The sequence below is a fragment of the Promicromonospora iranensis genome (assembly GCF_028994775.1).
Classification (GTDB): Bacteria; Actinomycetota; Actinomycetes; order Actinomycetales; family Cellulomonadaceae; genus Promicromonospora; species Promicromonospora iranensis_A.
In genome coordinates this window covers 26,219-51,937 of record NZ_JAJQMN010000013.1, presented here as the reverse complement: position 1 = coordinate 51,937, position 25,719 = coordinate 26,219, and the positions used below count along the sequence as shown (strand labels likewise).

24 protein-coding genes are annotated in these 25,719 nt (G+C 71.1%); 12 read left to right on the top strand and 12 right to left on the bottom strand.

The window, feature by feature from the left end; genetic code table 11:
- Positions 1-31 precede the first annotated feature (31 nt).
- Positions 32-1,294: an exodeoxyribonuclease VII large subunit gene (gene xseA / locus LUU90_RS21785; RefSeq protein ID WP_275006054.1), complete on the top strand. Its 1,263-nt coding sequence runs from the start codon at positions 32-34 to the stop codon at positions 1,292-1,294.
- Here the strand turns inward: xseA and LUU90_RS21780 are convergent.
- Positions 1,275-2,252: a helix-turn-helix transcriptional regulator gene (locus LUU90_RS21780; protein ID WP_275006053.1), complete on the bottom strand. Its 978-nt coding sequence runs from the start codon at positions 2,250-2,252 to the stop codon at positions 1,275-1,277. The two genes, xseA and LUU90_RS21780, sit on opposite strands and share 20 nt — an antisense overlap.
- Positions 2,253-2,315: 63 nt before the next feature.
- Between LUU90_RS21780 and LUU90_RS21775 the strand changes: the two genes are divergently transcribed.
- Together LUU90_RS21775 and LUU90_RS21770 are read left to right on the top strand one after the other, a co-directional pair.
- Positions 2,316-3,452: an epoxide hydrolase family protein gene (locus tag LUU90_RS21775; RefSeq protein WP_275006052.1), complete on the top strand. Its 1,137-nt coding sequence runs from the start codon at positions 2,316-2,318 to the stop codon at positions 3,450-3,452.
- Between the two features lie 134 nt (positions 3,453-3,586).
- Positions 3,587-4,729, top strand: a complete 1,143-nt coding sequence (locus LUU90_RS21770) for an epoxide hydrolase family protein (RefSeq protein ID WP_275006051.1) — start codon at positions 3,587-3,589, stop codon at positions 4,727-4,729.
- Between the two features lie 6 nt (positions 4,730-4,735).
- On the opposite strand, the gene LUU90_RS21765 is transcribed toward LUU90_RS21770, so the two are convergent.
- Positions 4,736-5,485, bottom strand: a complete 750-nt coding sequence (locus tag LUU90_RS21765) for a class I SAM-dependent DNA methyltransferase (protein ID WP_275006050.1) — start codon at positions 5,483-5,485, stop codon at positions 4,736-4,738.
- 82 nt (positions 5,486-5,567) lie between these two features.
- Here LUU90_RS21765 and sigJ point away from each other — a divergent pair, with 82 nt between their 5' ends.
- Entirely contained in the window at positions 5,568-6,488 is a 921-nt protein-coding gene (gene sigJ, locus LUU90_RS21760) for an RNA polymerase sigma factor SigJ (RefSeq protein ID WP_275006049.1), read from the top strand.
- A 4-nt stretch (positions 6,489-6,492) separates the two neighbouring features.
- On the opposite strand, the gene LUU90_RS21755 is transcribed toward sigJ, so the two are convergent.
- Positions 6,493-7,236 carry an SDR family oxidoreductase gene (locus LUU90_RS21755; protein WP_275006048.1) on the bottom strand — a complete coding sequence of 248 codons (744 nt, stop codon included), beginning with the start codon at positions 7,234-7,236 and terminating at the stop codon, positions 6,493-6,495.
- A 134-nt stretch (positions 7,237-7,370) separates the two neighbouring features.
- Here LUU90_RS21755 and LUU90_RS21750 point away from each other — a divergent pair, with 134 nt between their 5' ends.
- Positions 7,371-7,997 carry an HAD family hydrolase gene (locus tag LUU90_RS21750; RefSeq protein WP_275006047.1) on the top strand — a complete coding sequence of 209 codons (627 nt, stop codon included), beginning with the start codon at positions 7,371-7,373 and terminating at the stop codon, positions 7,995-7,997.
- Positions 7,998-8,016: 19 nt separating this feature from the next.
- Here LUU90_RS21750 and LUU90_RS21745 read toward each other — a convergent pair whose 3' ends face one another.
- On the bottom strand, positions 8,017-9,636 hold the full coding sequence (locus LUU90_RS21745) for an ABC-F family ATP-binding cassette domain-containing protein (protein ID WP_275006046.1): 1,620 nt from the start codon (positions 9,634-9,636) through the stop codon (positions 8,017-8,019).
- Between the two features lie 128 nt (positions 9,637-9,764).
- Here LUU90_RS21745 and LUU90_RS21740 point away from each other — a divergent pair, with 128 nt between their 5' ends.
- From LUU90_RS21740 to LUU90_RS21725, 4 genes are all read left to right on the top strand, one after another.
- On the top strand, positions 9,765-10,004 hold the full coding sequence (locus LUU90_RS21740; RefSeq protein WP_275006045.1) for an exodeoxyribonuclease VII small subunit: 240 nt from the start codon (positions 9,765-9,767) through the stop codon (positions 10,002-10,004).
- Positions 10,001-10,957 carry a carbohydrate kinase family protein gene (locus LUU90_RS21735; protein ID WP_275006044.1) on the top strand — a complete coding sequence of 319 codons (957 nt, stop codon included), beginning with the start codon at positions 10,001-10,003 and terminating at the stop codon, positions 10,955-10,957. Before LUU90_RS21740 ends, LUU90_RS21735 begins: the two co-directional genes overlap by 4 nt.
- Positions 10,954-11,637: a carbonic anhydrase gene (locus tag LUU90_RS21730; protein WP_275006043.1), complete on the top strand. Its 684-nt coding sequence runs from the start codon at positions 10,954-10,956 to the stop codon at positions 11,635-11,637. Before LUU90_RS21735 ends, LUU90_RS21730 begins: the two co-directional genes overlap by 4 nt.
- A gap of 81 nt (positions 11,638-11,718) precedes the next feature.
- Positions 11,719-13,143, top strand: a complete 1,425-nt coding sequence (locus tag LUU90_RS21725) for a class II fumarate hydratase (protein ID WP_275006042.1) — start codon at positions 11,719-11,721, stop codon at positions 13,141-13,143.
- A 143-nt stretch (positions 13,144-13,286) separates the two neighbouring features.
- Here LUU90_RS21725 and LUU90_RS21720 read toward each other — a convergent pair whose 3' ends face one another.
- Both LUU90_RS21720 and LUU90_RS21715 read right to left on the bottom strand, forming a co-directional pair.
- On the bottom strand, positions 13,287-14,060 hold the full coding sequence (locus tag LUU90_RS21720) for a GOLPH3/VPS74 family protein (RefSeq protein WP_275006041.1): 774 nt from the start codon (positions 14,058-14,060) through the stop codon (positions 13,287-13,289).
- Positions 14,061-14,323: 263 nt separating this feature from the next.
- Complete coding sequence (locus LUU90_RS21715) at positions 14,324-15,583, bottom strand: PhoH family protein (RefSeq protein ID WP_425596289.1); 1,260 nt, start codon at positions 15,581-15,583, stop codon at positions 14,324-14,326.
- 504 nt (positions 15,584-16,087) lie between these two features.
- On the opposite strand from LUU90_RS21715, the gene LUU90_RS21710 reads away from it, so the two are divergent.
- Together LUU90_RS21710 and nhaA are read left to right on the top strand one after the other, a co-directional pair.
- Positions 16,088-16,651, top strand: a complete 564-nt coding sequence (locus LUU90_RS21710) for a DUF1697 domain-containing protein (protein WP_275006040.1) — start codon at positions 16,088-16,090, stop codon at positions 16,649-16,651.
- Between the two features lie 194 nt (positions 16,652-16,845).
- Entirely contained in the window at positions 16,846-18,138 is a 1,293-nt protein-coding gene (nhaA, locus tag LUU90_RS21705) for a Na+/H+ antiporter NhaA (protein ID WP_275006039.1), read from the top strand.
- 81 nt (positions 18,139-18,219) lie between these two features.
- Here nhaA and LUU90_RS21700 read toward each other — a convergent pair whose 3' ends face one another.
- The 6 genes from LUU90_RS21700 to LUU90_RS21675 all read right to left on the bottom strand — a co-directional run bounded on the left by LUU90_RS21700 (position 18,220) and on the right by LUU90_RS21675 (position 24,631).
- Positions 18,220-19,392 (bottom strand): acetyl-CoA C-acyltransferase, encoded by a 1,173-nt coding sequence (locus LUU90_RS21700; protein WP_425596288.1) that lies wholly within the window; start codon positions 19,390-19,392, stop codon positions 18,220-18,222.
- 163 nt (positions 19,393-19,555) lie between these two features.
- Positions 19,556-20,206: a CoA transferase subunit B gene (locus LUU90_RS21695; protein ID WP_275006037.1), complete on the bottom strand. Its 651-nt coding sequence runs from the start codon at positions 20,204-20,206 to the stop codon at positions 19,556-19,558.
- A 3-nt stretch (positions 20,207-20,209) separates the two neighbouring features.
- On the bottom strand, positions 20,210-21,028 hold the full coding sequence (locus LUU90_RS21690; RefSeq protein WP_275006036.1) for a CoA transferase subunit A: 819 nt from the start codon (positions 21,026-21,028) through the stop codon (positions 20,210-20,212).
- Positions 21,029-21,056: 28 nt separating this feature from the next.
- The gene (locus LUU90_RS21685) at positions 21,057-22,436 is read right to left on the bottom strand and encodes a short-chain fatty acid transporter (RefSeq protein ID WP_275006035.1); all 1,380 of its coding nucleotides are present in this window, start codon (positions 22,434-22,436) and stop codon (positions 21,057-21,059) included.
- Positions 22,433-23,197, bottom strand: coding sequence for a 3-hydroxybutyrate dehydrogenase (locus LUU90_RS21680; protein WP_275006034.1), 765 nt, complete (start codon positions 23,195-23,197; stop codon positions 22,433-22,435). Before LUU90_RS21680 ends, LUU90_RS21685 begins: the two co-directional genes overlap by 4 nt.
- Before the next feature lie 57 nt (positions 23,198-23,254).
- On the bottom strand, positions 23,255-24,631 hold the full coding sequence (locus LUU90_RS21675) for an MFS transporter (RefSeq protein WP_275006033.1): 1,377 nt from the start codon (positions 24,629-24,631) through the stop codon (positions 23,255-23,257).
- A 166-nt stretch (positions 24,632-24,797) separates the two neighbouring features.
- Here LUU90_RS21675 and LUU90_RS21670 point away from each other — a divergent pair, with 166 nt between their 5' ends.
- Positions 24,798-25,715, top strand: a complete 918-nt coding sequence (locus LUU90_RS21670; protein ID WP_275006032.1) for a LysR family transcriptional regulator — start codon at positions 24,798-24,800, stop codon at positions 25,713-25,715.
- The last annotated feature ends 4 nt before the right edge of the window (positions 25,716-25,719 follow it).

Here is a 25,719-nt window from a genome sequence, read left to right as displayed (position 1 = left end):
TGTGTCGGTGGTGGGTGGCAGGGTTGGACACGTGACGGAACCAACCCAGCGGCCCCTCCCCACGGAGCTCCCCCGCAAAGCGCTCGACACCACGGCCACCAACCCCTGGCCGGTGCGCGTGCTCTCGGAGAAGATCAAGGGGTACATCGACAAGATGCCACCGGTCTGGGTGGAGGGGCAGGTGGTGCAGTTCAACCAGCGCCCGGGTTCCGGGATGCAATGGCTCACACTCCGTGACACCGACGCCGATGCCTCCCTGCCTGTGACGATCTTCTCCCGGGTACTGGGCATGCTGCCGCAGCCGCCGGGCGAGGGTGACCATGTAGTCATCCACGCCAAGCCGGTGTTCTGGACCAAGCGCGGCACGCTGCAGATGCAGGCCAACGAGATCAAGGCCGTCGGCGTCGGCGAGCTGCTTGCCCGGATCGAAGCGCTCAAGAAGGTGCTCGCGGCGGAGGGCCTGTTCGACATCTCACGCAAGCGCAAGCTCCCCTTCCTGCCCGCCGTCGTGGGGCTCGTGTGCGGGCGCGAGTCCAAGGCGGAGCATGACGTCGTGGTGAACGCCCGCGCTCGCTGGCCCCAGGTGCGGTTCGAGATCCGCGAGGTGGCGGTCCAGGGCGTCAACGCGGTGCGTGAGGTGTCGCAGGCGATCGCCGAGCTGGACCAGGACCCGAACGTCGACGTCATCGTCGTCGCACGCGGCGGCGGCTCGGTCGAGGACCTGCTGCCGTTCAGCAACGAGTCGCTGGTCCGTGCCGTCGCACAGGCCCGCACTCCCCTGGTCAGCGCCATCGGCCATGAGACCGACGCGCCACTGCTCGACCTCGTCGCCGACTACCGGGCGTCCACGCCCACCGACGCCGCCAAGCGGATCGTCCCCGACGTCTCCGAGGAGCGGCACCGCCTCACCCAGGCGCGCAACCGGATGCGCGGCGCTGTCGCGGCCATGATCGATCGTGAGCAGCACGGGCTCGACGGCGTCCGCTCGCGGCCGGTCCTCGCCGTGCCGCACACGATGCTCGAGTCGCGCGAGCGCGACATCATCCAGTCGCTCCGGCACAGTCGCCACGCCCTGAACACGCTGCTGCTGCGCGCGAGCGGCGAGATCGGGCGGCTCGGCGCCCAGGTCCGGGCGTTGTCCCCGGCCTCGACGCTGGAACGCGGCTATGCCGTCGTGCAGCGTGCGGACGGCCACGTGGTGCGGCGGCCCGACGACGTCACGGTCGGCGCGGGCGTGCACGTCCGCCTCGCGGAGGGCGCTCTGGATGCCGAGGTCACCGCGACGGCCTCGTAGCACTGGACACGCCACCCGCCGCGCGGCGGAACCTCGTCGCGAGGCGATGGAAGGCCGCCGCGACCTCGTCGCCCTCGATCACCTCGATGTCCACCTCCAGCTGCGCCATCCACAGCGCGATCCGGTCCGGGTCGTCCGCACCCAGCTCGACACGGCACGTGAACTCGTCGACCACCTCGATATCGACCGGGACCGCGAACCTCGCGGCAACCTCGACGGCGGGAGCGTGCACGAGCACCCGTGCGCGGTACATCGAGGCCCCTTTGCTGACGCGCCCGACGACGTACCCGACGACCTTGTCCTCCGGAATCACGCGCGGCCGGAACCGCGCACCCGTCGGTGCGTGCGGCGCCATGCGGTCGACACGGAAGACCCGCCAGTCGTCACGATCGAGATCCCATGCGAGCAGGTACCAGAGCGGCCCCCAGCTCACCAGCCGTTGCGGCTCGGTGTGGCGCGGAGCTTCACTGCCCCCGGGCTTCGTGTAGCCGAACCGGAGCCGTTCGTGGCCACGGATCGCGGCGGCCACGGTGCCGAGCACCGAGAGATCGAGCGGTGGTTCGGCCCCGGAAACGGCGCTGGTCGCCTCCCGCACCGTCTCGACGCGCCGCCGCAGGCGTGAGGGCAGCACCTGCTCCAGCTTCGCGAGCGCCGTGAGCGAGGTCTCCTCGACGCCGAGTCCCCGGGTCGCGACCGAACCCAGCCCGACCGCGACGGCGACCGCCTCGTCGTCGTCGAGCAGCAGCGGGGGCATCGCCGTCCCGGCGACCAGCCGGTACCCGCCCGCCACACCGGGGCGTGCGTCCACCGGGTAGCCGAGCGACCGCAGCTTGCCGATGTCGGCGCGAACGGTCCGCGTGCTCACCTCGAGCCGGCCGGCGAGCTCGGAGCTCGTCCAGTCGCGCTTGAGCTGGAGCAGGGACAGCAGTTCGAGCAGGCGGGCCGAGGTCTCCAACATGTTCTCGATCATTCCAGCAATCGCGGAAGCTAACCTGCCGCATTAGGCGGGAACGTGGACGTCATGACCGAGAACAACACCCCCACACCGTTCCGCATCGACATCCCCCAGGCCGACGTCGACGACCTGCGTGACCGGCTGGCGCACACGCGCTGGCCAAACCTCGTGCCGGGTCGGGACGAGCCCACCGACTTCAGCCGCGGTATCCCCCTGGGCTACCTGAAGGAGCTGGCCGAGTACTGGCACGACAGGTTCGACTGGCGTGCCCAGGAGGCGAGGCTCAACGAGCACGAACAGCTCACGACGGTCGTCGACGGCCAGACGTTCCACGTCGTCCACGCGCGATCGGCGAACCCGGAGGCCACCCCGCTGATCCTGAGCAACGGCTGGCCGGGCTCGTTCGTCGAGTACCAGCGCCTCGTCCCGCTGCTGACCGACGAGTTCCACGTGGTCATCCCGTCGCTGCCCGGCCTCGGGTTCTCGAACCCGCTGTCCGGGACGGGCTGGGACCTGGCACGGACGGCGGACGCCTACGCCGAGATCATGACGCGCCTCGGCTACGAGAGGTTCGCGGCCCACGGCACCGACATCGGCGCGGGCACCACCGGGCGCCTCGCGGCGGTCTATCCCGAGCGCGTCATCGGCACGCACCTGGGCAGCGACCGCTGGTGGCTCGGGTTGATCGGGGACAAGTTCCCCTACCCCGACGGCCTGTCCGACGACGAGACCGCTCAGATCGAGGCACTGCGCACCGAGCGCGTGGCCGAGCGCGGGTATCTCGGGATGCACAACCACCGGCCCGACACGATCGGCGCGGCACTCACCGACTCGCCGGTCGGCCAGCTCGCGTGGATCGCCGAGAAGTTCAAGACCAGGACCAGTGACGGCTACGGGACGCCGGACGTCGACCGCGACCAGCTCCTCACGAACGTCAGCCTGTACTGGTTCACCCGCAGCGGCGCGTCGCTCGGGCAGTTCTACTACGAGTCCGAGCACTCCGGAGCCGGCATGTCCATGGCCCCGGGGGTGCCCTCCGGATGGGCCGTGTTCGACACCCATCCGCTCATGCGCCGGGCGATGGACCCGTGGAAGGCGATCGGCCACTGGAGCGAGTTCACCGAGGGCGGCCACTTCCCCGCGATGCAGGAGCCGAAATTGCTCGCGGACGACCTCCGCACCTTCTTCCGCGGTATCTCCTGACCCTGCGCCAGACCGGCCGGGCCACGAAGACCTGCTCGGGTCCCGGCTGGTCCGGCGCATCCAGCATTCGCCGATGTCGAACGAGTCCGAGTAGAGGACAGAACCTGTCCGCCTCACCTGGCACGCTGGGTGTCATGACCGAGGACAACGCACTCACGCCGTTCCGTATCAACATCCCGCAGGCTGACGTCGACGACCTGCACGACCGGCTCACCCGCACCCGGCGGCCGCTCCCGGTGCCCGGCCGGGACGACCGGACGGACTTCAGCCGCGGCATCCCGCAGGCCTATCTGACCGAGCTCGCCGAGTACTGGCGCGACGGGTTCGACTGGCGCGCCCAGGAAGCGAAGCTCAACGAGCACGAGCAGTTCACCACCGTGGTCGACGGCCAGACGTTCCATGTCGTGCACGTGCGCTCGGCCGATCCCGAAGCTGTCCCGCTCATCCTGAACCACGGCTGGCCGGGCTCTTTCGTCGAGTACCAGCGCCTCGTCCCCCTCCTGACCGAGGAGTTCCACCTCGTCATCCCGTCGCTGCCCGGCTTCGGGTTCTCGACCCCGCTGTCAGGGACCGGTTGGGAGGTGGCGCGGACCACCGAGGCGTATGCCGAGATCATGACGCGCCTCGGCTACGAGCGGTTCGCCACGCACGGCAGCGACATCGGCGCGGGTACCGCCGGCCGGCTCGGCGCGCTGTACCCGGAGCGCGTCATCGGTACCCACGCCGCCAGCGACGGCCGCATGCTCGGGATGGTCGGCGACAAGTTCCCCTACCCCGACGGGCTGACCGAGGACGAGATCGCCCAGATCGAGGCGATCCGCACCGAGGACGTCGCCGAGCGCGGCTACTTCGAGATGCAGAACCACCGTCCCGACACGATCGGTGCCGCGCTCACCGACTCGCCGGTAGGTCAGCTCGCCTGGATCGCCGAGAAGTTCCAGACGTGGACCAACGGTGCGCACGCGACGCCCGAGGAAGCGGTCGACCGCGACCAGCTGCTCACCAACGTGAGCCTGTACTGGTTCACCCGCAGCGGTGCGTCGAGCGCGCAGTTCTACTACGAGGCCGAGCATGCGGGACTCGACTGGGCCGGATCCCCGGGCGTGCCCGCCGCATGGGCGGTGTTCGACACCCACCCGCTCATGCGCCGGGCCATGGACCCGTGGAAGGCCATCGGCCACTGGAGCGAGTTCACCGAGGGCGGCCACTTCCCCGCGATGGAGGAGCCGAGGCTGCTGGCCGACGACATCCGGTCGTTCTTCCGCAGCCTGGGCTGACCGAGGTCAGCGCCGGCGAGCCACGAACACCCACTCCAGGCCCGGCCGGTCCGGCGCGTCCAGCACCTCGTCGACCTCGAACCCGGCGGCGCTCAGTGACGCCTCGATCTCGTCCCGCTCGCGGAACCGCAGGGTCGAGACCGAGGTGACCACGTCGCCGTCGGGCAGCACGCCGGGCGGGAAGCGATAGGACTGCTGGAAGGTGACGAACGGGAGCGCGACCTCCAGGAGGTCGGTCCACATCTCGACCGGTCCGACGCCGGCGATCTCACGATGCGCCGACCGATGCTCACGGGTCCAGCCGAGCCAGGCCTGCCGCGCCGGCACCCGGGTCTCGAACACGAAGCGCCCGCCGGCCCGCAGGGCGTCGTGCACCGCTGCGAGCGCCTGCGCCCACTCCGCGTCGGTGCGGAAGACCTGGGCGACGTTGCCGGTCATCGTCGCCAGGTCCGCGTCGAGACCCCGGTCGGCGACCGCTTCGGCTCCGCCCTCGATCCAGGTGACGGCTTCCGCGCCGGGCTTGGCCCGGGCGACCTCGAGCGAGGCCTGGGCCGGGTCCACGCCGGTGACGTGCAGGCCGTGCCCGGCCAGCAGGAGGGCGAGCACCCCCGTCCCGCAGCCGACGTCGAGCACGTTGAGTGCGCCGAACCGCTCGGCGATCCCGACGTACAGGTCGAGGTCGCCGCGATCGTCGTCGAAGGCGTCGTAGAGCCGCGCGAGACGGGGGTCCACGAAGATCGGGTCGGGTGTGGTCATGACACCATGTTCACCCGCCGCAGGACCGGACCAAAGAACATTTCGTCGCGTACGGTCGATGCGGCACCCGAGGGAGAGCACGATGACAGGCGACGTGGACAGCACGCTGGACGACGCGGCAGCGGTGTTCGACACCGCACGACGGCGGCTGTTCGGCATCGCGTACCGGATGCTTGGCTCGACCGCCGAGGCCGAGGACGTGGTGCAGGAGACGTGGGTGCGGTGGCAGACCACGGACCGGTCGGTGGTCGTGAACCCGCAGGCCTTCCTGACCACGACGGCGACCCGGCTGGCGATCAACGTGCTGCAGAGCGCGCGGTCGCGCCGGGAGACGTATGTCGGGCCCTGGCTGCCCGAGCCGGTCGACACCAGCGCCGACCCGACGCTCGGCGCCGAGCGGGCGGAGGCGCTGGACGTGGCCCTGCTGATGCTGCTCGAGCGCCTGACGCCGACCGAGCGGGCCGCGTATGTACTGCGCGAGGCGTTCGACTACGCGTACCCGGACATCGCGCGGATCGTCGGGGTATCACCCACCGCCACGCGCCAGCTCGTGAGCCGGGCGCGCAAGCACCTCGTCGCGGAGCCGCGGAACACGGTGAGCGGCCCGGAGCGTCGCGCGCTCCTGGACGCGTTCCTCGCCGCCGCCCGCGTGGGCGACGTCGAGCGGCTGGAGCAGCTGCTCGCGGAGAACGTCGTCAGCCGGGCCGACAGCAACGGGACCGCGAAGCATGTCGCGCGCGTCGCGGTCATGGGTCGCCACAAGGTGGCGCGGGTCCTGTCCTCGTTCGCCGACATCTTCTGGGCCGGTATCACCACGCGGCCGATCGTCGTCAACGGCGAGGAGGGGATGGCGATGGAGCGGGACGGCGAGCTGATCGGCGTCCTGACCGTCGTCGCCTCGGGCGACGGCCTGCACGAGCTCAACTGGCAGCTCAACCCGGACAAGGTCGCCCCCTTCCGGCGGGGCCTGGAGGCCCGGGCCACGCCGGAAGGCTCGGACTGATCGGCTACGCCTGGGAACTCCGCCACTGCTCGTAGCTGATCTCGCCCAGCTGCGCCTCCCCGTGCGGCACGAGCTCACCGTCCTGGAGCGGCGCACCGAAGTACGTGGCGCTCGGGTCGGCGCGGACCTCGCGCGGGTCGTCCTTCGAGGCGAGGTAGGTGCGCACGATCTCGTCGAAGCCGAAGACCTCCGGCCCGGCGATCTCGATGGTCGCTCCCAGCGGGGTGCCGGCCGCCGTCCTGGCCACGAAGCGGGCGACGTCCGCGGAGGCGATCGGCTGGAACCGGACCGGTGCGATGTGGACGACACCGTCGACCGTCGCCGTGTCAGCGATCGAGCCGAGGAACTCGAGGAACTGCGTGGACCGCACGATCGACCAGCCGGAGCCGGAGGCCTTCACGATTTCCTCCTGCACGACCTTGGCGCGCATGTAGCCCGAGTCGATGCCCTCGGCTCCCACGATCGAGAGGATCACATGGTGCTGCACCCCCGCCTTCGCCTCGGCCTCGAGCAGGTTCGTCGTCGAGGTCCGGAAGAAGCTCGTGACGTCCTCCTCCGCGAACGAGGGCGAGTTGCTGAGGTCGACGACCGCCTGCGCGCCCTCGAGCACCTCGGGCAGGCCCTCGCCCGTCAGCGTGTTCACGCCGGTCTGCGGCGCGGCGGCGACCGCTTCGTGCCCGTGCTCCCGCAGGTTGTTCACGACCTGGCTGCCGACGAGGCCGGTGCCTCCGATGACCACGATCTTCATGATGTGCTCCCATTCATGTCCGCGACGTTGTCGCGACGGCCCGATCGGCCGTCATGAGTTCGACCGGGAGCACCCGGGATCTGTGACCGGGTTTTTTGTGCCGGGTGGATCACCGGGCCGGTTACGGTTCGTCCGTGACGACCATCCGACACATCCTGTTCGACGCCGACGGCGTGCTCCAGGGGTTCCCCAACGGCTTCTACCACGCCGCCGAGCAGCTCCTCGGCGAGCAGACCCGCGAGATCCTGACCCTCGCGTCCGAGCGGGAGCACCTGCTCCTCGCGGGCAACGACGACTTCCTGCCGGTCCTCGCCGGCGTTCTCCGGGAGTACGGCGTCGAGGTGCCGGCCGCCGACCTGTATGCGGCGGTGTGGCAGAACATCGAGCCCGCGCCGGCTTCGCTCGACCTGGTTCGGGAGCTGCGCGAGGCCGGCTACGGGGTACACCTGGGGACCAACCAGATCCGGCGTCGGGCCGACCACATGAAGGCCACGCTGCCGTACGACGACCTGTTCGACGTCAGCCTCTACTCCTGCGACCTGGGCGTGGCGAAGCCGGACCCCGCGTTCTTCCTCAAGGCGGCGACCCGGATCGGCGCCCCGCCCGCCGAGGTCCTGTTCATCGACGACCACTCCCCCAACGTCGAGGGCGCCCGGTCCACGGGCATGGCCGCCGTGCACTGGCGGCTCCAGGAAGGGCACGACGTCCTGCTGGAGCAGCTCGCGGTCCACGGCGTCGCGCCCGCGGTGCGCGGCGCCTGAGCCGCGCACCGGGAGCCGCCTACCGCTCGCGCTCCACCCGGCGCTCGTCCCACACGGGTTCAGACGTCTCGCGCACCACGCCGTCGGCACCGAAGACGAGATAGCGGTCGAAGGACCGCGCGAACCAGCGGTCGTGCGTCACGGCCAGCACCGTCCCGTCGAACGACTCCAGGCCCTCCTGCAGCGCTTCCGCGGACTCGAGGTCGAGGTTGTCGGTGGGCTCGTCGAGGAGCAGCGCCGTCGATCCGTCGAGCTCGAGCAGCAGGATCTGGAACCGAGCCTGCTGCCCGCCGGACAGGCGGTCGAAGGGCCGGTCCGCGGCCTCGGTGAGCTCGTAGCGTCGCAGCCGCGCCATCGCCTTGCCCTTGTCCTGCGCGTGGTCCTCCCACAGGATGTCGAGCAGCGCGCGGCCGAACAGCTCCGGGTGCGCGTGCGTCTGCGCGAAGTGGCCGGCGACGACCCGCGCCCCGAGCTTCCACGAGCCCGTGTGGGCGACGTCGCCGCCGGCGAGCAGCCGCAGGAAGTGGGACTTGCCGGAGCCGTTCGAGCCCAGCACCGCTACCCGCTCGCCGTAGAAGACCTCCAGGTCGAACGGCTTCATCAGCCCGGTGAGCTCGAGCCCCTCGCACGTCACGGCGCGCAGGCCCGTGCGCCCGCCGCGCAGCTTCATGGTGATGTCCTGCTCGCGCGGCGGCTCCGGCGGGGGGCCTGCCTCCTCGAACTTCTTCAGCCGCGTCTGCGCCGCGCGGTAGCGCGACGCCATGTCGGGGCTGCTCGCCGCCTGGTTGCGCAGCGTCAGGACCAGCTTCTTGAGCTGGGTGTGCTTCTCGTCCCAGCGGCGCCGCAGCTCCTCGAACCGCGCGAACCGCTCACGGCGTGCGTCGTGGAACGTGGCGAAGCCGCCGCCGTGCACCCAGGCGTCCGCACCCGCGGGGCTCGGCTCCAGGGACACGATCCGGTCGGCGGCCTGCGACAGCAGCTCCCGGTCGTGGGACACGAACAGGACCGTCTTCCGGGTGGCCTTGAGCTGCGCCTCCAGCCAGCGCTTGCCGGGCACGTCCAGGTAGTTGTCGGGCTCGTCGAGCAGCAGGACCTCGTCGGTACCGCGCAGCAGCGCCTCCAGCACGAGCCGCTTCTGCTCGCCGCCCGACATCGTCCGCACCTCGCGGAACTGCGCCCGGTCGTACGGGATGCCGAGCGCGGCCATCGTGCAGACGTCCCACAGCGTCTCGGCCTCGTACCCGCGCACCTCCGCCCAGTCCGAGAGCGCCTGGGCGTACGCCATCTGGGCGGCCTCGTCGTCGACCGTCAGCATCCGGTGCTCGGCCTCGTCGACGGCGCGCGCCACCTCGCGCAGGCGGGGTGCGGACACGGACACCAGCAGGTCGCGCACCGTGGTCTCGTCGCGCACCGACCCGACGAACTGGCGCATGACGCCGAGCCCGCCGCTCACGGCCACGGATCCGGCGTGGGGCGCGAGCTCGCCGGTGATGATGCGCAGCAGCGTGGTCTTGCCCGCGCCGTTCGGGCCGACGATCGCCGTCGCACTGCCCTCGCCCACGCGGAACGACACGTCCCCCAGGAGGGTCCGGCCATCCGGCAGGTGGTATTCGACGTGCGCTACTTCGAGATGGCCCATGGGTCACCATGGTCCGACGTCGGACCGGTCAGGACCAAACTCTTTCCTGTGGACGGACTCCGCAGATGTCGGTGGCGTGCTGTTGACTGTTCCCCGTGAGTACAGATGCTGTGACTGGAACCGATGCGGTGAGCGACGCACCCGACGTCGCCTCCCTCAGCTATGAGCAGGCACGCGACGAGCTCGTGCAGGTGGTCGGCCGCCTGGAGACCGGCGGGGAGCCGCTGGAGGCGTCGCTCGCCCTCTGGGAGCGTGGTGAGGCCCTGGCGGCCCGCTGCCAGGAGTGGCTGGACGGCGCCCGCGAGCGCCTCGCCGCCGCGCAGAGCGGGTCGCTCTCGTCGGCCGGGTCGCCGGAGGACGCCGAGTGAGCCGGTACGTCCTCGCCGTGGGCGAGGCCCTCGTGGACGAGGTGCACCGGCCGGACGGTTCCTCCGCCGAGCATCCCGGGGGAAGCATCGCCAACGTCGCGCTCACGCTGGGTCGCCTGAGCCGGGAGGTCCGGCTCGCGACGTGGCTCGGAGCCGACGCCCGGGGTGACCTGGTGCGTGCGTGGCTGGCCGACTCCGGTGTCGCCCTGGTGCCGGGTAGCGACGGCGCGGAGCGCACCAGCGTCGCGGTGGCCACGCTCGACGAGAGCGGCTCCGCCACGTACGACTTCGACCTGGCCTGGCGTGTCCCCGCCGAGGCGATGCCGGGTGCGGACACCAGCAGGGAGCCCAGCGCCCAGGTGGGCGGCACCGACGCCGTCGCCGTCCACACCGGCTCCATCGCGGCGATCCTCGAGCCGGGCGCCACGGAGGTGCGACAGGTTCTCGAGGCGGCGCGGACGACGTCGACCACCACGTACGACCCGAACGCGCGGCCCGCGATCATGGGCGACCCCGAGGAGGTGCGCCCGCGCGTCGAGGCGCTCGTGCAGCTCTCGGACGTGGTGAAGGTGAGCGACGAGGACCTGGGCTGGCTGTACCCCGGGTCCGACCCGGTGGCCGTGGCGCACGACTGGCAGCGCGGCACGCCCGCGCTGGTCGTGGTCACGTTCGGCGGCAAGGGCGCGGTCGCCGTGTCCGACGCGGGTGTGGTCGAGGCGGTCGCCCCGCAGGTCGAGGTGGTCGACACCGTGGGTGCCGGCGACTCGTTCATGGGCGCCCTCATCGACGGCTTGTGGGAACGAGACCTGCTGGGTGCCGACCGGCGGAACGCGCTCAACGCCATCGACCCGGCGACCGTGCAGCAGGTCCTGGACCGCTGCTGCGCCGTCGCAGCCATCACGGTGTCCCGGGCGGGAGCCAACCCGCCGCGTCGCGAGGAGGTCGGATCATGAGCCTGAACCAGAACCCGGAACGAATCAGCCCGCGCGATGCCTGGGCGCTGCTGCGCTCCGGCAACGACCGCTTCGTCGCGGACGCCCCGGCCCACCCGTCGCAGAACGCGGACCGCCGCCGGGAGCTGCAGGCCGCGCAGCACCCGCACACGGTGATCTTCGGCTGCTCGGACTCCCGCGTCGCCGCCGAGATCATCTTCGACCAGGGTCTGGGCGACGTGTTCGTGGTCCGCACCGCCGGACACGTCGTGGACACGACGGTGATCGGCTCCATCGAGTACGGGGTCGACGTGCTCGGGGCCTCGCTCGTCGTCGTGCTGGGCCACGACTCGTGCGGCGCGGTGGCCGCCGCGGCGCACACGCTCGCCTCGGGTGAGCAGCCCGGTGGGTTCGTGCGTGCCGTGGTGGACCGCGTGATCCCGTCGATCGTCAACATCACCTCGGGCGACCCTGCCACGGTCATGGCGGCACTGGCCGACCAGGACGTGCTGCGTCGCGAGCACGTGAAGCACACCGTCGGGATGCTGCACAGCTATTCGGCGGGCCTGGCGCGGGCCGTCGAGGAGGGCCGGTGCGCCGTGGTCGGCCTCGAGTACGACCTCGCCGAGGGCAGCGCACGGATGGTGAACGTGATCGGCGACGTCGGGGAGCAGCCCGCAGCCGTGCCGCAGGCCGGGTGACGAGGGCGCGAGGGGTGCCGGGGTGACACGAGTCACGCGCTCAGGTGCGTTGCCCGGGCGCGGCTGCGGCACGATAGAACCATGACTGCTGACACCGTCGTCCCGTCCGGCGACACCGAGTTCCGAATCGAGCACGACACCATGGGTGAGGTGCGCGTTCCGAAGAACGCGCTGTACCGCGCCCAGACCCAGCGTGCCGTCGAGAACTTCCCGATCTCCGGCACCCCCCTCGAACGTGGGCACATCGAGGCCCTCGCCCGCGTGAAGAAGGCCGCCGCCACCGCGAACGCGGAGCTCGGCGTGCTCGACAAGGACATCGCCGACGCTATCGTCGCCGCCGCGGACGAGGTCGCCTCCGGCAAGCACGACAGCCACTTCCCGGTCGACGTCTTCCAGACCGGCTCGGGCACGTCGTCGAACATGAACACCAACGAGGTCCTCGCGACGCTCGCCACCGCTGCGCTCGGCAAGGACGTGCACCCGAACGACCATGTCAACGCGTCGCAGTCGTCGAACGACGTGTTCCCGACCTCGGTGCACGTCGCGGCGACCTCGGGTGTCGTCAACGACCTGATCCCCGCGCTGACCCACCTGGCGGACGCGCTCCAGGCGAAGTCCGTGGAGTACGCGGAGGTCGTGAAGTCCGGCCGCACGCACCTCATGGACGCCACCCCGGTCACGCTGGGCCAGGAGTTCGGCGGCTACGCCGCCGCCGTCCGCTACGGCGTGGAGCGCCTGCAGGCCGCGCTGCCGCGGGCCGCCGAGGTGCCGCTGGGCGGTACCGCGGTCGGCACGGGCATCAACACCCCGGCCGGCTTCCCGCAGCGGGTCATCGCCCTGCTCGCGGAGGACACCGGCCTGCCGCTGACCGAGGCCCGCGACCACTTCGAGGCGCAGTCGGCGCGGGACGGCCTGGTCGAGCTGTCGGGTGTGCTGCGTACCATCGCGGTCTCCGTGACGAAGATCTGCAACGACCTGCGCTGGATGGGCTCCGGCCCGAACACCGGCCTGGGCGAGATCGCGCTGCCCGACCTGCAGCCGGGCTCGTCGATCATGCCGGGCAAGGTCAACCCCGTCATCCCCGAGGCCGTGCTCATGGTGTGCGCACGCGTCATCGGCAACGACGCGACGGTGGCCTGGGCCGGTGCGTCCGGCTCGTTCGAGCTCAACGTGCAGATCCCCGTGATCGCGCAGGGGGTGCTCGAGTCGATCCGCCTGCTCTCGAACTCCTCGCGCGTGCTCGCGGACAAGACCATCGTGGGGATCACCGCGAACGTCGAGCGCGCCCGTGCGCTCGCCGAGTCGTCGCCGTCGATCGTGACGCCCCTGAACCGCGTGATCGGCTACGAGGCCGCGGCCAAGGTCGCCAAGACCGCCGTCAAGGAGGGCATCACGGTGCGTCAGGCCGTGATCGACCTCGGTTTCGTCGAGCGCGGCGAGCTCACCGAGGCGCAGCTGGACACCGCACTCGACGTGCTGTCGATGACGCGGCCGCCGCAGGCCTGACACCCCTGCCTCTGGGCGCCTGACGGCGCAGGCGGCCGGTCACACTGGTCGAGCTTGCCGAGACCCAGGGTCTCGACAAGCTCGACCAGCGACTGCCGACCAGCGACTGCCAGCTAGCGACTGCCGCCGGCCGGGTGGTCGCCTCAGACCGCGGGCGCCTCGGCGGCCTCGGGAGCAGCGGTGGTCTCGGCCGGCGCGGCGCCCTTGTCGGCGTCGTTCGACAGGAGGATGTACGCCGCCGCGGCGGCCCCAACGGTGGCGACCGTGGCGACCGTCGCCGCGATGGCGACCTGGGTCGCGACCGTGGCGACGCCCCACTCGCTCCCGGCGATCTCCTCGGCGCGCTCCTGGGCGGCCTTGCGCTGCTCCTTGCCGACCAGGCCGCCGATGAGGCCGGACCCGTGCAGCAGGGAGATCAGGGTGGCGGTCCGCTCGTCGGGCTCCGCGCCCTCGACGAGGATCTTCGTGAGGTTGGCGCGCAGCGCGGTCTCGTGGCTCGAGTCGGCGGCGGGCCAGCGAGTGATCGGGAGCATGCGGAAGAGCTTGGTCTCCTCCTTCTCCAGGATCCCGCGCTCGACGAGCGCGGCCAGCAGGTTCTCCTCGGCGTCCTTGGAGATGGCCTCGACGACCTTCCGCGCCGGCGCCTCGGGCGTCGCGAGCACGGCCTGCAGGGCTGCGTCCAGCGCCACGTGACCGGTGGGCGTGTTGTCGGTGACGAGCAGCGTGGTGTCTCCGGCCTTCTCGCGCTCCTCCTTGGTAGCGCCGGCCTCCGGCGCGCCCCGCATGAGGGTCTTGTTGGCGGCGGCGAGGTCGGCCAGGAGCGCGCCCGCGAGGCGCACACCCAGGTTGTCGACGTTGGCGGTCTTGCCCGTCTCGTCGTCGACGGCGAGCAGCAGGAAGTCTTCGGCAATAAGCATGGGCCGATGCTATATCCGACAAGGGAGACAACGCCCGTATTGAGACGAGCGTCGACGTCAGATGCCCCGTCCTTTGGTTAGCCTTACCTAATTCTGCTACTGTCGCTCATGCACTCGAAGAGGCGTACCGCCGGACTGCGGGGCTGGGGGGTTCCGTCCGGCGGCACGCCTCTTCCGTGCCAGAGGTTCAGCACGCAGCAGGCGCTCAGGCCACCAAGTTGGCCTGAGCGCCCGCTGCGTTCCCGGTAGGAGCGACCGGTGGGTCAGACCTCCAGGCGCTCCAGCATCTCGGTCACCAGCGCCGCCACCCGGGAACGCTCCGACCGGGTGAGCGTGATGTGCGCGAAGAGCGGGTGCCCCTTGAGCGCCTCGATGACCGCCGCGACACCGTCGTGCCGACCTACCCGCAGGTTGTCGCGCTGAGCGACGTCGTGGGTGAGCACGACGCGCGAGCTCTGGCCGATCCGCGACAGCACCGTCAGCAGGACGTTCCGCTCCAGGGACTGCGCCTCGTCCACGATGACGAACGAGTCGTGCAGGGACCGCCCGCGGATGTGCGTGAGCGGCAGCACCTCGAGCATGTCGCGCGCGATGACCTCCTCCACCACGGCGGGTGAGACCAGGGCGCCGAGCGTGTCATAGACGGCCTGCGCCCAGGGGTTCATCTTCTCGGACTCGGAGCCGGGCAGGTAGCCCAGCTCCTGCCCGCCCACCGCGTACAGCGGCCGGAAGACGACCACCTTGCGGTGCTGCTGGCGCTCCAGCACGGACTCCAGGCCGGCGCACAGCGCGAGTGCCGACTTGCCCGTACCGGCCCGCCCGCCGAGCGAGACGATGCCGATCTCCGGGTCGAGCAGCAGGTCGATGGCCACCCTCTGCTCCGCCGAGCGGCCGTGTACCCCGAACACCTCCTGGTCGCCCCGGACCAGCTGGACCCGCTTGTCCGCCGTCACGCGGCCGAGCGCGGAACCGCCCGGCGAGTGCACCACCATCCCGGTGTGGACCAGCAGCGGCGAGGCCGCCTCGACGGTCGCCGGGTCCAGGGACGCGATGTCCACCGAGTCGTTCTCCCAGAGCGACCCCATCTGCTCGTCGGACAGGTCGATCTCGCGCATCCCGGTCCAGCCCGAGTCCACCGCGAGCTCCGCCTTGTACTCCTCGGCCTGCAGGCCGACGGCGGACGCCTTCACCCGCATCGGCAGGTCCTTGGAGACGACCGTGACCCTGTTGCCCTCCGCCGCGAGGTTGGCGGCCACCGCGAGGATCCGGGTGTCGTTGTCCCCCAGCCGGAACCCGGCGGGCAGGACCGTCGGGTCCACGTGGTTGAGCTCCACCCGCAGCGTGCCGTCCGCGTCCCCCACGGGGACCGGTGAGTCGAGGCGGCCGTGCTTCACCCGCAGCCCGTCCAGCATCCGCAGGGCGCTCCGGGCGAAGTACCCGAGCTCGGCGTGATGACGCTTGGCCTCCAGCTCCGTGATCACGACGATGGGGAGTACGACATCGTGCTCCGCGAACCGCAACATCGCCTTGGGATCACTCAACAGCACAGACGTGTCGATGACGAAGGTCCTGCGTTCGTCACCTGCCGCGCCGGGAGCGGCGTCGGCACTCTGGTCGGACGGGCGGGTGGTGTGTGCGGAATGGCTCACTGCGGTTCTCCCTCCGGCGCCGAAACGCCGTGACAGCCTCGTCACCGCCTGGCGGGTACCGCCTGTCGGCGGAACCGACCCGGACGAGCCGGGGCTGGTGGATGGGCCGGGCGACCGACTCGGTGCGCCGCGTCGTGGCGCAGAGCCGGGACCGGCCCTTCTCCACGGAGCGAGCACTCCATAGGTTGGCCTCCCGAAGGGGCGACTGGGTGCCGTCCCTGAAATGGAAACTACGCCCCACTGCCATCCCGTGACCAGAGTCCCGCCCGGCGGGTCGCAAGTTGTCACGAACTGTTCACATGCTGGTAATAACTTGACCTTAGCGCCAAGAAATGGCAAAACTCGCTGGGAGGCTCGCCGACACGGCAGGATGGGCGCATGGCTTCCTTCGCTGTCCTTCTCCGCGCCGTGAACGTCGGACCAGGCCTGCGCGTGACGTCCGCCGACCTGGTCGGCGCCGCCGAAGACGCCGCGCTCGGCGACGCCCGCACCCTCCTGAACAGTGGCAACCTCGTCGTCACGGCAGGAACCTCCGGAGCCACGCGGCCCGCCGACGTCGCCCGGCTCGTCCAGGACTGTCTCGGCGAGCGGCTGGGGCAGGACGTGGCCGCCGTCGGGCTCAGTACCGAGCACCTGGAGGCGATAGCCCGCGCCAACCCGTTCTCGGCCGCCGCCCGCGACCATCCCTCGCAGCTCCAGGTGCACGTCCCGTTCGGCGACCTGAACGAGGCGGGCATCGCCCGGCTCGACCTGTCCAACGCGGGGCGGGAGATGCTCGGGACCGGCGCAGGGGTGCTGTACGTGCACTACGTGGACGGGATCGGCCGGTCGAAGCTCACGCCGAAGGTCATCGACACGGCCGTCGGCGCGCCGACCACCGCCCGGAACTGGAACACGATCACCAAGCTGCGCGCGGCCTGCGCCGGGCTCGCCTCGAGATAGCCCCGTCCGGACATCCGGCAGGGCCGATCGTGACCCACGTCTCACCTCCCGCACCCCCTGGGGCGGATCAGGCAAGGCCGTGGCAGGGTGCCATGGCAGGTAAGGTAAAACTCAGGTGTGCCGGGAAGTCTGGTCGGCGTGGACCGGGTCGACCGGTCCTTCTCTGATGACCCGCAAAGCCGAGAGGACACGCGTTGATCCCTGACGCCACCGTACCGACCCGCCTCCAGCGTCTCCAGACCTGGGCGGCCCGTGAGACCACGGGCGGCGCGCTCCTGATCGGAGCCGCCTTCCTCGCCCTCCTGTGGGCGAACTCGCCCTGGCGGGACGCCTACCAGACCCTGACCCAGACGGTGGTCGGGCCGTCCTCGCTCGGGCCGCTGCCGATCCACCTCGACCTGTCGCTCAGCACCTGGGCCGCCGACGGGCTGCTCGCGATCTTCTTCTTCGTCGTGGGTGTCGAGCTCAAGCACGAGTTCGTCGCCGGCAGCCTGCGCAATCCCAAGGAAGCCGGCGTCCCGATGATCGCGGCGGTCGGCGGCATGGCCGTCCCCGCCCTGGTCTACGTCGGCGTGGTCCTGGCCCTCGGCGACCCGAGCGCCCTGCACGGCTGGGCCATCCCGAGCGCCACCGACATCGCGTTCGCCCTGGGTGTCCTCGCGATCTTCGGCCGCGGGCTGCCGATCGCGATCCGGACCTTCCTGCTCACGCTCGCCGTCGTGGACGACCTCCTCGCGATCATCGTCATCGCGATCTTCTACACCAGCGAGATCCACTGGATGTCGCTGGTCGGCACGTTCGTCGCCGTCGCGCTGTTCGCCTGGCACGTCCGGTCGCGCAAGCCCCACTGGTTCATCCTGCTGCCGCTCGCGCTGATCGCCTGGATCCTGATGCACGAGTCCGGGGTCCACGCGACGGTCGCGGGTGTGCTGCTCGGCTTCTCCGTCCCCGCGCTGGCCGTGCACGGCGAGGCCTCCTCGCGTACCCACCAGTACGAGCACAGCATCAAGCCGCTGTCGTCCGCCATCGCGCTGCCCGTGTTCGCGTTCTTCGCCGCGGGCGTCTCGCTGCTCGACGGCGAAGGCCCGGCGGCCGTGATCGGCCAGCCGGTCGTCGCGGCGATCACGGCGGGTCTCATCCTGGGCAAGCTCCTCGGCGTGCTCGGGACCACCGCGCTGGTCGTCCGGCTCACGCCCCTGCGCCTGCCCGACGGCATCGGCGTACGCGACCTGCTGCCCGTCGGCTTCCTGGCCGGTATCGGGTTCACCGTGTCGCTGCTGATCAGCGAGCTGTCCTTCGGCGACTCGGAGCACACCGACGGGGCCAAGATCGCGATCCTGAGCGCCTCGGTGCTCGCCGCGATCCTCGGCGCGATCTCGCTGCGCTGGGACGCCCGGCGGGCCCGCTCGTCGGACATGAACCTCGACGGCCGAGCGGACGACGTCCGCGAGTACATCGGTGATGCCAAGGACCGCGAGTCCCACTGAGCGTCCCCGTCCGTCGGTCGAGCTTGTCGAGACCGGTCTCGACAAGCTCGACCGACGGAGGCGGGGGCTTCCGCTACGGCGTCAGTACTCCAGGAGGAGCGCCTCGCCCTGCCCGCCGCCACCGCACAGGCCGACGGCGGCCCGGCCGCCCCCGCGCCGTGCCAGCTCGTGCGCCGCATGCACCGCGATGCGGGCCCCGGACGCCCCCACGGGGTGGCCCAGCGCGATCCCGCCGCCGTGCACGTTGACACGGTCCAGCGGGACCCCGAGCGCCTTCGCCGACACCCCGACCACCACGGCGAACGCCTCGTTGATCTCGACGACGTCGAGGTCGTCGGCCGTCCAGCCCTGCCGCTCCAGCGCCTGGGCGATCGCCCGCGCCGGCTGCGAGTGCAGCGAGTTGTCCGGGCCGGCCACCTGACCGTGCGCGCGCACCGTCGCCAGCACCGGCACCCCTGCCGCGTCCGCGCGCCCGCGGGTGGTGAGCACGAGCGCGGCGGCACCGTCGGAGATCTGCGACGAGTTCCCGGCGGTGAGCGTGCCCTCGCCGGCGAACGCCGGACGGAGCCTCGCCAGTGACTCGGGCGTGGTGTCGGGGCGAACGCCCTCGTCGGTGCGCACCTCGACCGGCTCGCCACGCCGCTGCGGCACGGAGACCGGAGCGAGCTCCACCTCGAACACGCCGTCCTTCGCCGCCGCCGCGGCCCGCTGGTGCGAGGCAGCGGCGATCGCGTCCTGCTCCTGCCGGGACACGAAGACGTCACCGGAGTTGTGGTCCTCGGTCGAGATGCCCATCGAGACGCCGTCGAACGCGTCCGTCAGGGCGTCGTGCGCGGTGGCGTCCAGCAGCTCGGCGGGACCGTAGCCGAACCCGAACCGGGAGCCCGGCAACAGGTGCGGGGCATTCGTCATCGACTCCTGCCCGCCCACCAGTACCACCGTCGCCTCGCCGGTCCGCAGCAGGCGCGCGCCGTCGATGATCGCGGTCAGCCCCGAGAGGCAGACCTTGTTGACGGTGACCGCCTGCACGTCCCAGGAGACACCGGCGGCGACCGCCGTCTGCCGGGCCGGGTTCTGCCCCGCGCCCGCCTGGATCACCTGGCCGAAGATCACCTTGTCGACGTCGGCGGCCAGCGCCCCCGCGCCCTCCAGGGCACGCCGCGCCGCCACCGCGCCGAGCTCGACGGCGTTCAGCGTGGCCAGCGAGCCCTTCAGCCGCCCCTGCGGCGTCCGCGCCGCCGAGACGATCACCACGTCGTCAGTCCTGCGTTCCTGCGCGCTGGTCTTGTCAGCGCTGTTCTCCGCACCCGGAGCGGCGCTTGTGGCGCTCCCCGGAGTGGTCATCGGGTCAGTCATGAGACCTCCTTTGGCCGTCGTACTTCAGCGTATCCCCCGGCGCCGTGCGCCTCGTAGCCCCTCACACCATCGGCTCGACGAGCTCCACGGTGAGCTCCGGCTCCGTCTTCTCAACCACCTCGTCGGCGGTGACCCCGGGAGCCAGCTCCCGGAGCACGAGCCCGGACGGCGTCACGTCCAGCACCGCCAGGTCCGTGATGATCCGGTTCACCACGCCCTTGCCGGTCAGCGGCAGGCTGCAGGAGCGCAGGATCTTCGGCGATCCGTCGCGCGCGACGTGCTCCATGAGGACGATCACGCGGGCGGCGCCGTGCACCAGGTCCATCGCGCCGCCCATACCCTTGACCATCTTGCCGGGGATCATCCAGTTGGCCAGGTCGCCCGTCGCCGACACCTGCATGCCGCCCAGGATCGCCGCGTCGATCTTGCCGCCGCGGATCATCCCGAACGATGTCGCGGAGTCGAAGATCGAGGAGCCGGGCAGCAGCGTCACCGTCTCCTTGCCCGCGTTGATGAGGTCGGGGTCCACCGCGTCCTCGGTCGGGTACGGGCCCACGCCGAGAATCCCGTTCTCGGACTGCAGCACCAGGTGCCGGCCCTCCGGGACGTAGTTGGGCACGAGCGTCGGGAGCCCGATGCCCAGGTTCACGTACATGCCGTCGGTCAGCTCGCGCGCGGCGCGCGCGGCCATCTCCTGTCGGGTCAGTGCCATGGTTCAGGCCCCCTTCGTGTCCGGCGTGGCGGACGACGGCGCGGTCACCGTGCGCCGCTCGATCCGCTTCTCGATGTCGGTGCCGACGTGCACCACGCGGTGCACGTACACCCCGGGCAGGTGCACGGTGTCCGGGTCGATCTCCCCCGGTTCGACGAGCTCCTCGACCTGGGCGATGCACACGCGGCCCGCCATCGCCGCCAGCGGCGAGAAGTTGCGGGCCGACTTGTTGAACACCAGGTTCCCGTGCCGGTCGCCGCGCAGGGCGTGGACCAGCGCGAAGTCGGTGCTGATCGCCTCCTCGAGGACGTACTCGGCCGCCGCGTCACCGGTGCCGAACGTGCGCACCTCCTTGGCCGGCGAGGCGACGGCGATGCCGCCGGCGCCGTCGTACTTGCGCGGGAGGCCGCCGTCGGCCACCTGTGTGCCCACGCCCGCACGCGTGAAGAAGGCGGCGATGCCCGCGCCGCCGGCCCGGAGCTTCTCGGCGAGCGTGCCCTGCGGGGTGAGCTCCAGCTCCAGCTCCCCCGAGAGGAACTGACGCTCGAACTCCTTGTTCTCGCCGACGTACGAGCTGGTCATCTTCGCGATGCGCTGGGCGTTCAGCAGCACGCCGAGCCCCCAGTCGTCGACGCCGCAGTTGTTGCTCACCACCGACAGCCCGGACGTGCCCTGGGCGAGGAGCGCCTCGATCAGCGCAATCGGGTTGCCGCACAGGCCGAAGCCGCCCACCGCCAGGGACGCACCGTCAGGTATGTCGGCGACCGCCTCGGCCGCGCTCGCGACCACCTTGTCGAACCCGCTGCTTGTCGCTCCGGTCATCTTTGACTCCATTCCGATCAGGATTCGGTCAGGCCCCGGGCCCGACGATCAGCAGGGTCGCCGCGAAGACGATCCCCGAGGCCAGCAGTGTCACCGTGGTGTATCCCAGGATGTCGCGCACCTTCAGGCCTGCGATAGCCAGCAGCGGGAGCGCCCAGAACGGCTGGATCATGTTGGTCCACTGGTCGCCGTACGCCACGGCCATGATCGCGACCGCGGGGTCGACGCCGAGCTGGGTCGCGGCGTCGAGCAGGATCGGCGCCTGGACGGCGAACTGGCCGCCGCCCGACGGCACGAAGAAGTTCACGACGCCCGCCGCGAGGAACGCGAGCGCCCCGAACGTCTGCGGCGTCGACACGCTCACGATCGCGTCGCTGAAGATCTGGATGAGGCCGGTCGCCGTCATGATCCCGAGGATGCCCGCGTACAGCGGGAACTGCAGCAGGATGTCGCCCACGTTGGTCGCCGCGTTCTTGACCAGGGCCGCCACCTCGAACGGGCTGCGCACGAGCAGGAGCACCAGCGCGAGGAACGTCCAGTTCACGATGTCGAGGGTCGGCGTGCCGCCGTCGGCGAAGTACACGGCCAGGTAGGCCACGAGCCCCAGGCCCGTGAGGGTCGTCAGCACCCGGCTGGCGTCGAGGCGGTCCGCCGGGGTCACCGGCTGCTCGACCACCACCTCGGCCTCCCGGGCGTCCACCTCGAGCTCCACCACGCGGTCGTTTCCCCGCGGTGCGACCAGGGCCAGCGCACCGGCGACCACCACCACCGTGATCACCGCGGCGATCAGGTTCCAGGGCGCGAAGGTGGTCTCGGAGACCGGGATCGTCTCGCCCAGCTGTTCGACGACGAAGGAGTCCGGGGTCGCCGCCGTCAGCGGGCCGGAACCCGTGTACCCCATGTGCCAGACGACGAAGCCGGAGAACCCGGCGGCGACCAGCAGCGGGAAGTGCACCCGTACACCCTTGGCCCGCATCTGGGCCGCCACCTCGCGGGCCAGCAGGCCGCCCGCCACCAGGCCGAGCCCCCACTGCACCAGCGACAGCAGGGAGGCGAGGACGGCCACGAACACGTACGCCTGCACCGGGCCGCGGGGCAGCGAGGCGAGCCGGGCCAGCCCGCGGCGCACCGGGCGCGTGTTGGCGAGCATGTGGCCCAGCAGCAGGACGAGCGCCATCTGGGTCATGAACTCGAGCAGCCCGGACAGCCCGTCGCCCCAGCCGGTGAGCACTGCGGTGGGGCCGGCGTCGGTCAGCAGGAGCGCGAGCGCCGCCACGACGAAGGTCAGCAGGACCGCGAACACCAGCGCGCTCGGGATGAACCGCTCCACGACGGCGTTCACCGGCCGCATCCCGCGGGCGAACGGGTTCCGGGAGGTCTTGGTCTGGCTCGTGTCGTCCTTCGTCATCGCGCGCTCCAACCGCCGTCGATGGTCCACGAGGCGCCGGACACCATCGCCGCGTCCGGGCCGGTGAGCCACCCGACCAGGGTGGCCACCTCCTCGGGTTCCACCAGCCGTTTCACGGCGGCCTCCGCGAGCATGACCTTGGTGAGCACCTCCGACTCCGGGATCCCGTGGACCTTCGCCTGCTGGGCGACCTGCTGCTCGACCAGCGGTGTGCGGACGTAGCCGGGGTTCACGCACACGCTTGTGACGCCGTGCGCGCCGCCCTCCAGCGCCGTCACCTTCGACAGCCCTTCCAGCCCGTGCTTGGCCGACACGTACGCCACCTTGAACGGCGACGCCACCAGCCCGTGCACCGACGAGATGTTGATGACCCGCCCCCAGCCCCGCTCGTACATGCCGGGCAGCGCCGCCCGGACGAGCAGGAACGGCGCCTCCAGCATGATGCGCTGGACCAGCCGGAAGTCGTCCGGCACGAAGTCCTGGATGGCGTTGACCCGCTGGATGCCCGCGTTGTTCACGAGCACGTCCGTGTCCAGCCGGAGGTCGTCGAGCGCGTGGGTGTCGGACAGGTCCACCACCCACGCCTCGCCGCCCACCTCCTCGGCGACGGCCTTGGCGCCGTCGCCGTCCACGTCGGCCACCGTCACGTGTGCGCCACGTGCAGCGAGCTCCCGGACGCACGCCGCGCCGATGCCGCTCGCGCCGCCGGTCACGAGTGCCCGGCGGCCCTCGAGCCGGGCGCCGTCAGGGGTCGGGTTCATCGTCGATCCTTCTCCTCGGTCGTCCTGCGGCCGCTCGTCCCGCGGCCGGTCGCGTACTCAGTCGTCCTGCGCGGCGAGCGCCCGCTCGCGCGCCTGGTCCTCGGCGTCGAGGTCGTGCAGGGAGGCACCCCGAGTCTCGCGCAGCGCGAGCGCCGCTACCAGGGTGATGGCCGACGCCACCAGCATGTAGACGGCCGTGGGCCACCAGGAACCGGTGTTCTTGAGCCAGGTGACGGCCAGGATCGGAGCGAGGGAGCCCGCCACGATTGACGTGACCTGGTAGCTGATCGAGACGCCGGAGTACCGCATCCGGGTCGGGAACATCTCGGACATGATCGCGGGCTGGACCGCATACATCATGGCGTGGAAGAGCAGGCCGGCCATGAGGACGGCGAGGATCACCAGCGAGTTCCGGGTGTTCATCGCCGGGAAGGCGAACCAGCACCAGGTCGCGCCGAGGATCGCGCCCGCGATGTACAGCGGCCTGCGGCCGATGCTGTCGGCCAGTCGTCCCACGACCAGGATCACCACGAAGTGGAACGCGTGCGCCGCCGCGACGACACCGAGGATCCGGGTGGTGTCCATGCCGAGCGCGGTGCCGAGATAGACGATCGAGAAGCTCACCACGAGGTAGTAGAGGATGTTCTCCGCGAACCGCAGGCCCATGCCGGTCAGCACGCCGCGCGGGTACCGCCGGACCACCTCGAAGACGCCGTAGCCCTTGGCGCCCTGGTCGATCTCGGCCTTGACCTCCTCGTAGATCGGGGCGTCCGAGACCCGGGTGCGCACGTAGTAGCCGATCACGATGACCACGGCGGACAGCCAGAACGCGACGCGCCAGCCCCAGGAGAGGAACGCGGCATCGGTCAGGGTGGCGGACATCGTGTAGAGCACGACCGTGGCGAGCAGGTTGCCGACGGGCACGCCTGCCTGCGGCCACGCGGTCCAGCGGGCCCGCTCGTCGTCCCGGCTGTGCTCGGCCACGAGCAGGACGGCGCCGCCCCACTCGCCGCCGAGCGCGACACCCTGCACGAAGCGCAGCACCACGAGGAGAGCAGGCGCGAGGAAGCCGATCTGCTGGAACGTCGGGATGCAGCCCATCAGCACCGTCGCGACACCGATGAGCAGGATCGTGAGCTGGAGCGTGTGCTTACGCCCCACCTTGTCGCCGATGTGGCCGAAGATGACGCCGCCGAGCGGCCGCGCCAGGAAGCCCACCGCGTAGGTCACGAACGCCGCGATGATCGCGTCGTACTCGTTGCCCGTCTCGGGCATGAGGACCTTGTTGAACACGAGCGCGGAGGCGGTCGCGTAGAGGAAGAAGTCGTACCACTCGACGACCGTGCCGGCCATCGAGGCGCCGACGATGCGCTTGATCAGTGACCGGTCGCCCGGCGCTTCGGTGCCCTGCTGTGCACTCTGCCCTGCAGACATGCTGCTGCTCCTAGGTGTCGACTCTGACACGGATAGTGGTCTGCCGGTGCGGTCAGCACGGCCTGCCACCTGTGACCCGCCCGAGTGTTCCCGCGAACCGCTGTGCAGGCAATGACGAAGTCGGCAGACGCGGTGTGCACGGATGCACACTTGGTACCGTCACGGCATGTCAGCCCGCAACGACCCGCCGGCCGGCCAGGTGGCCGACCAGCTCCTGGTGCTCCTGGAGGTGGCCCGCACCGGTCGGTACACGACGGCGGCGAAGGCGCTCGGCGTCAACCACACCACGGTGGGCCGCAACATCGCCGCGCTGGAGCGAGCGCTGGGCGGCCGCCTCCTGGTCCGTGGGGCGGACGGCTGGGAGCTGACGACGCTCGGCCGACGCGCCGCGCGGGCCGGCGAGGCGGTGTCGGACGCCGTCGACCGGCTCGTGGCGCACAGCGCCGAGATCGACCCTGTCACCGGCGTCGTGCGGATGACGGCCACCGACGGGTTCAGCGCCTACGTCGCCTCCCCCGCCATCGCCCGGCTGCGGGCCGCGCACCCCGAGCTGTCCGTCGAGCTCGTCACGGTCACCCGGGTGGCGACCCACCACCGCTCGGGGGTCGACATCGACGTCGTCGTCGGCAGCCCGAGCGTCCAGCGGGCCCGGGCCGTGCGCCTCGGCGAGTACGTGCTCGGCATGTACGGCTCGCGCGACTACCTGGCGCGGCACGGCACGCCCACCACTGTCGACGAGATGTCCCGGCACGGCCTCGTCTACTTCGTCGACTCCATGCTCCAGGTCAACGACCTCGACGCGCCGCGCCGCCTCGTGCCCGGCATGCAGGACGCGCTCGCCTCCACCAACGTGTTCGTGCACGTCGAGGCCACCCGCGCCGGGGCGGGGCTCGGATTCCTGCCCTGCTTCATGGCCGACCGGCACGAGGATCTGGTGCGGCTCCTGCCCGACGAGGTGACCGAGCGCCTGCCCTACACCGCCGTGATCCGCAGTGAGTCCTGGCGCCGGCCCGCCGTGGCCGCCGTCGTGCAGGCGCTCGCGGAGGAGATGGGGCACCAGCGGGAGCGGATGCTGGGGCGGTGAGTCC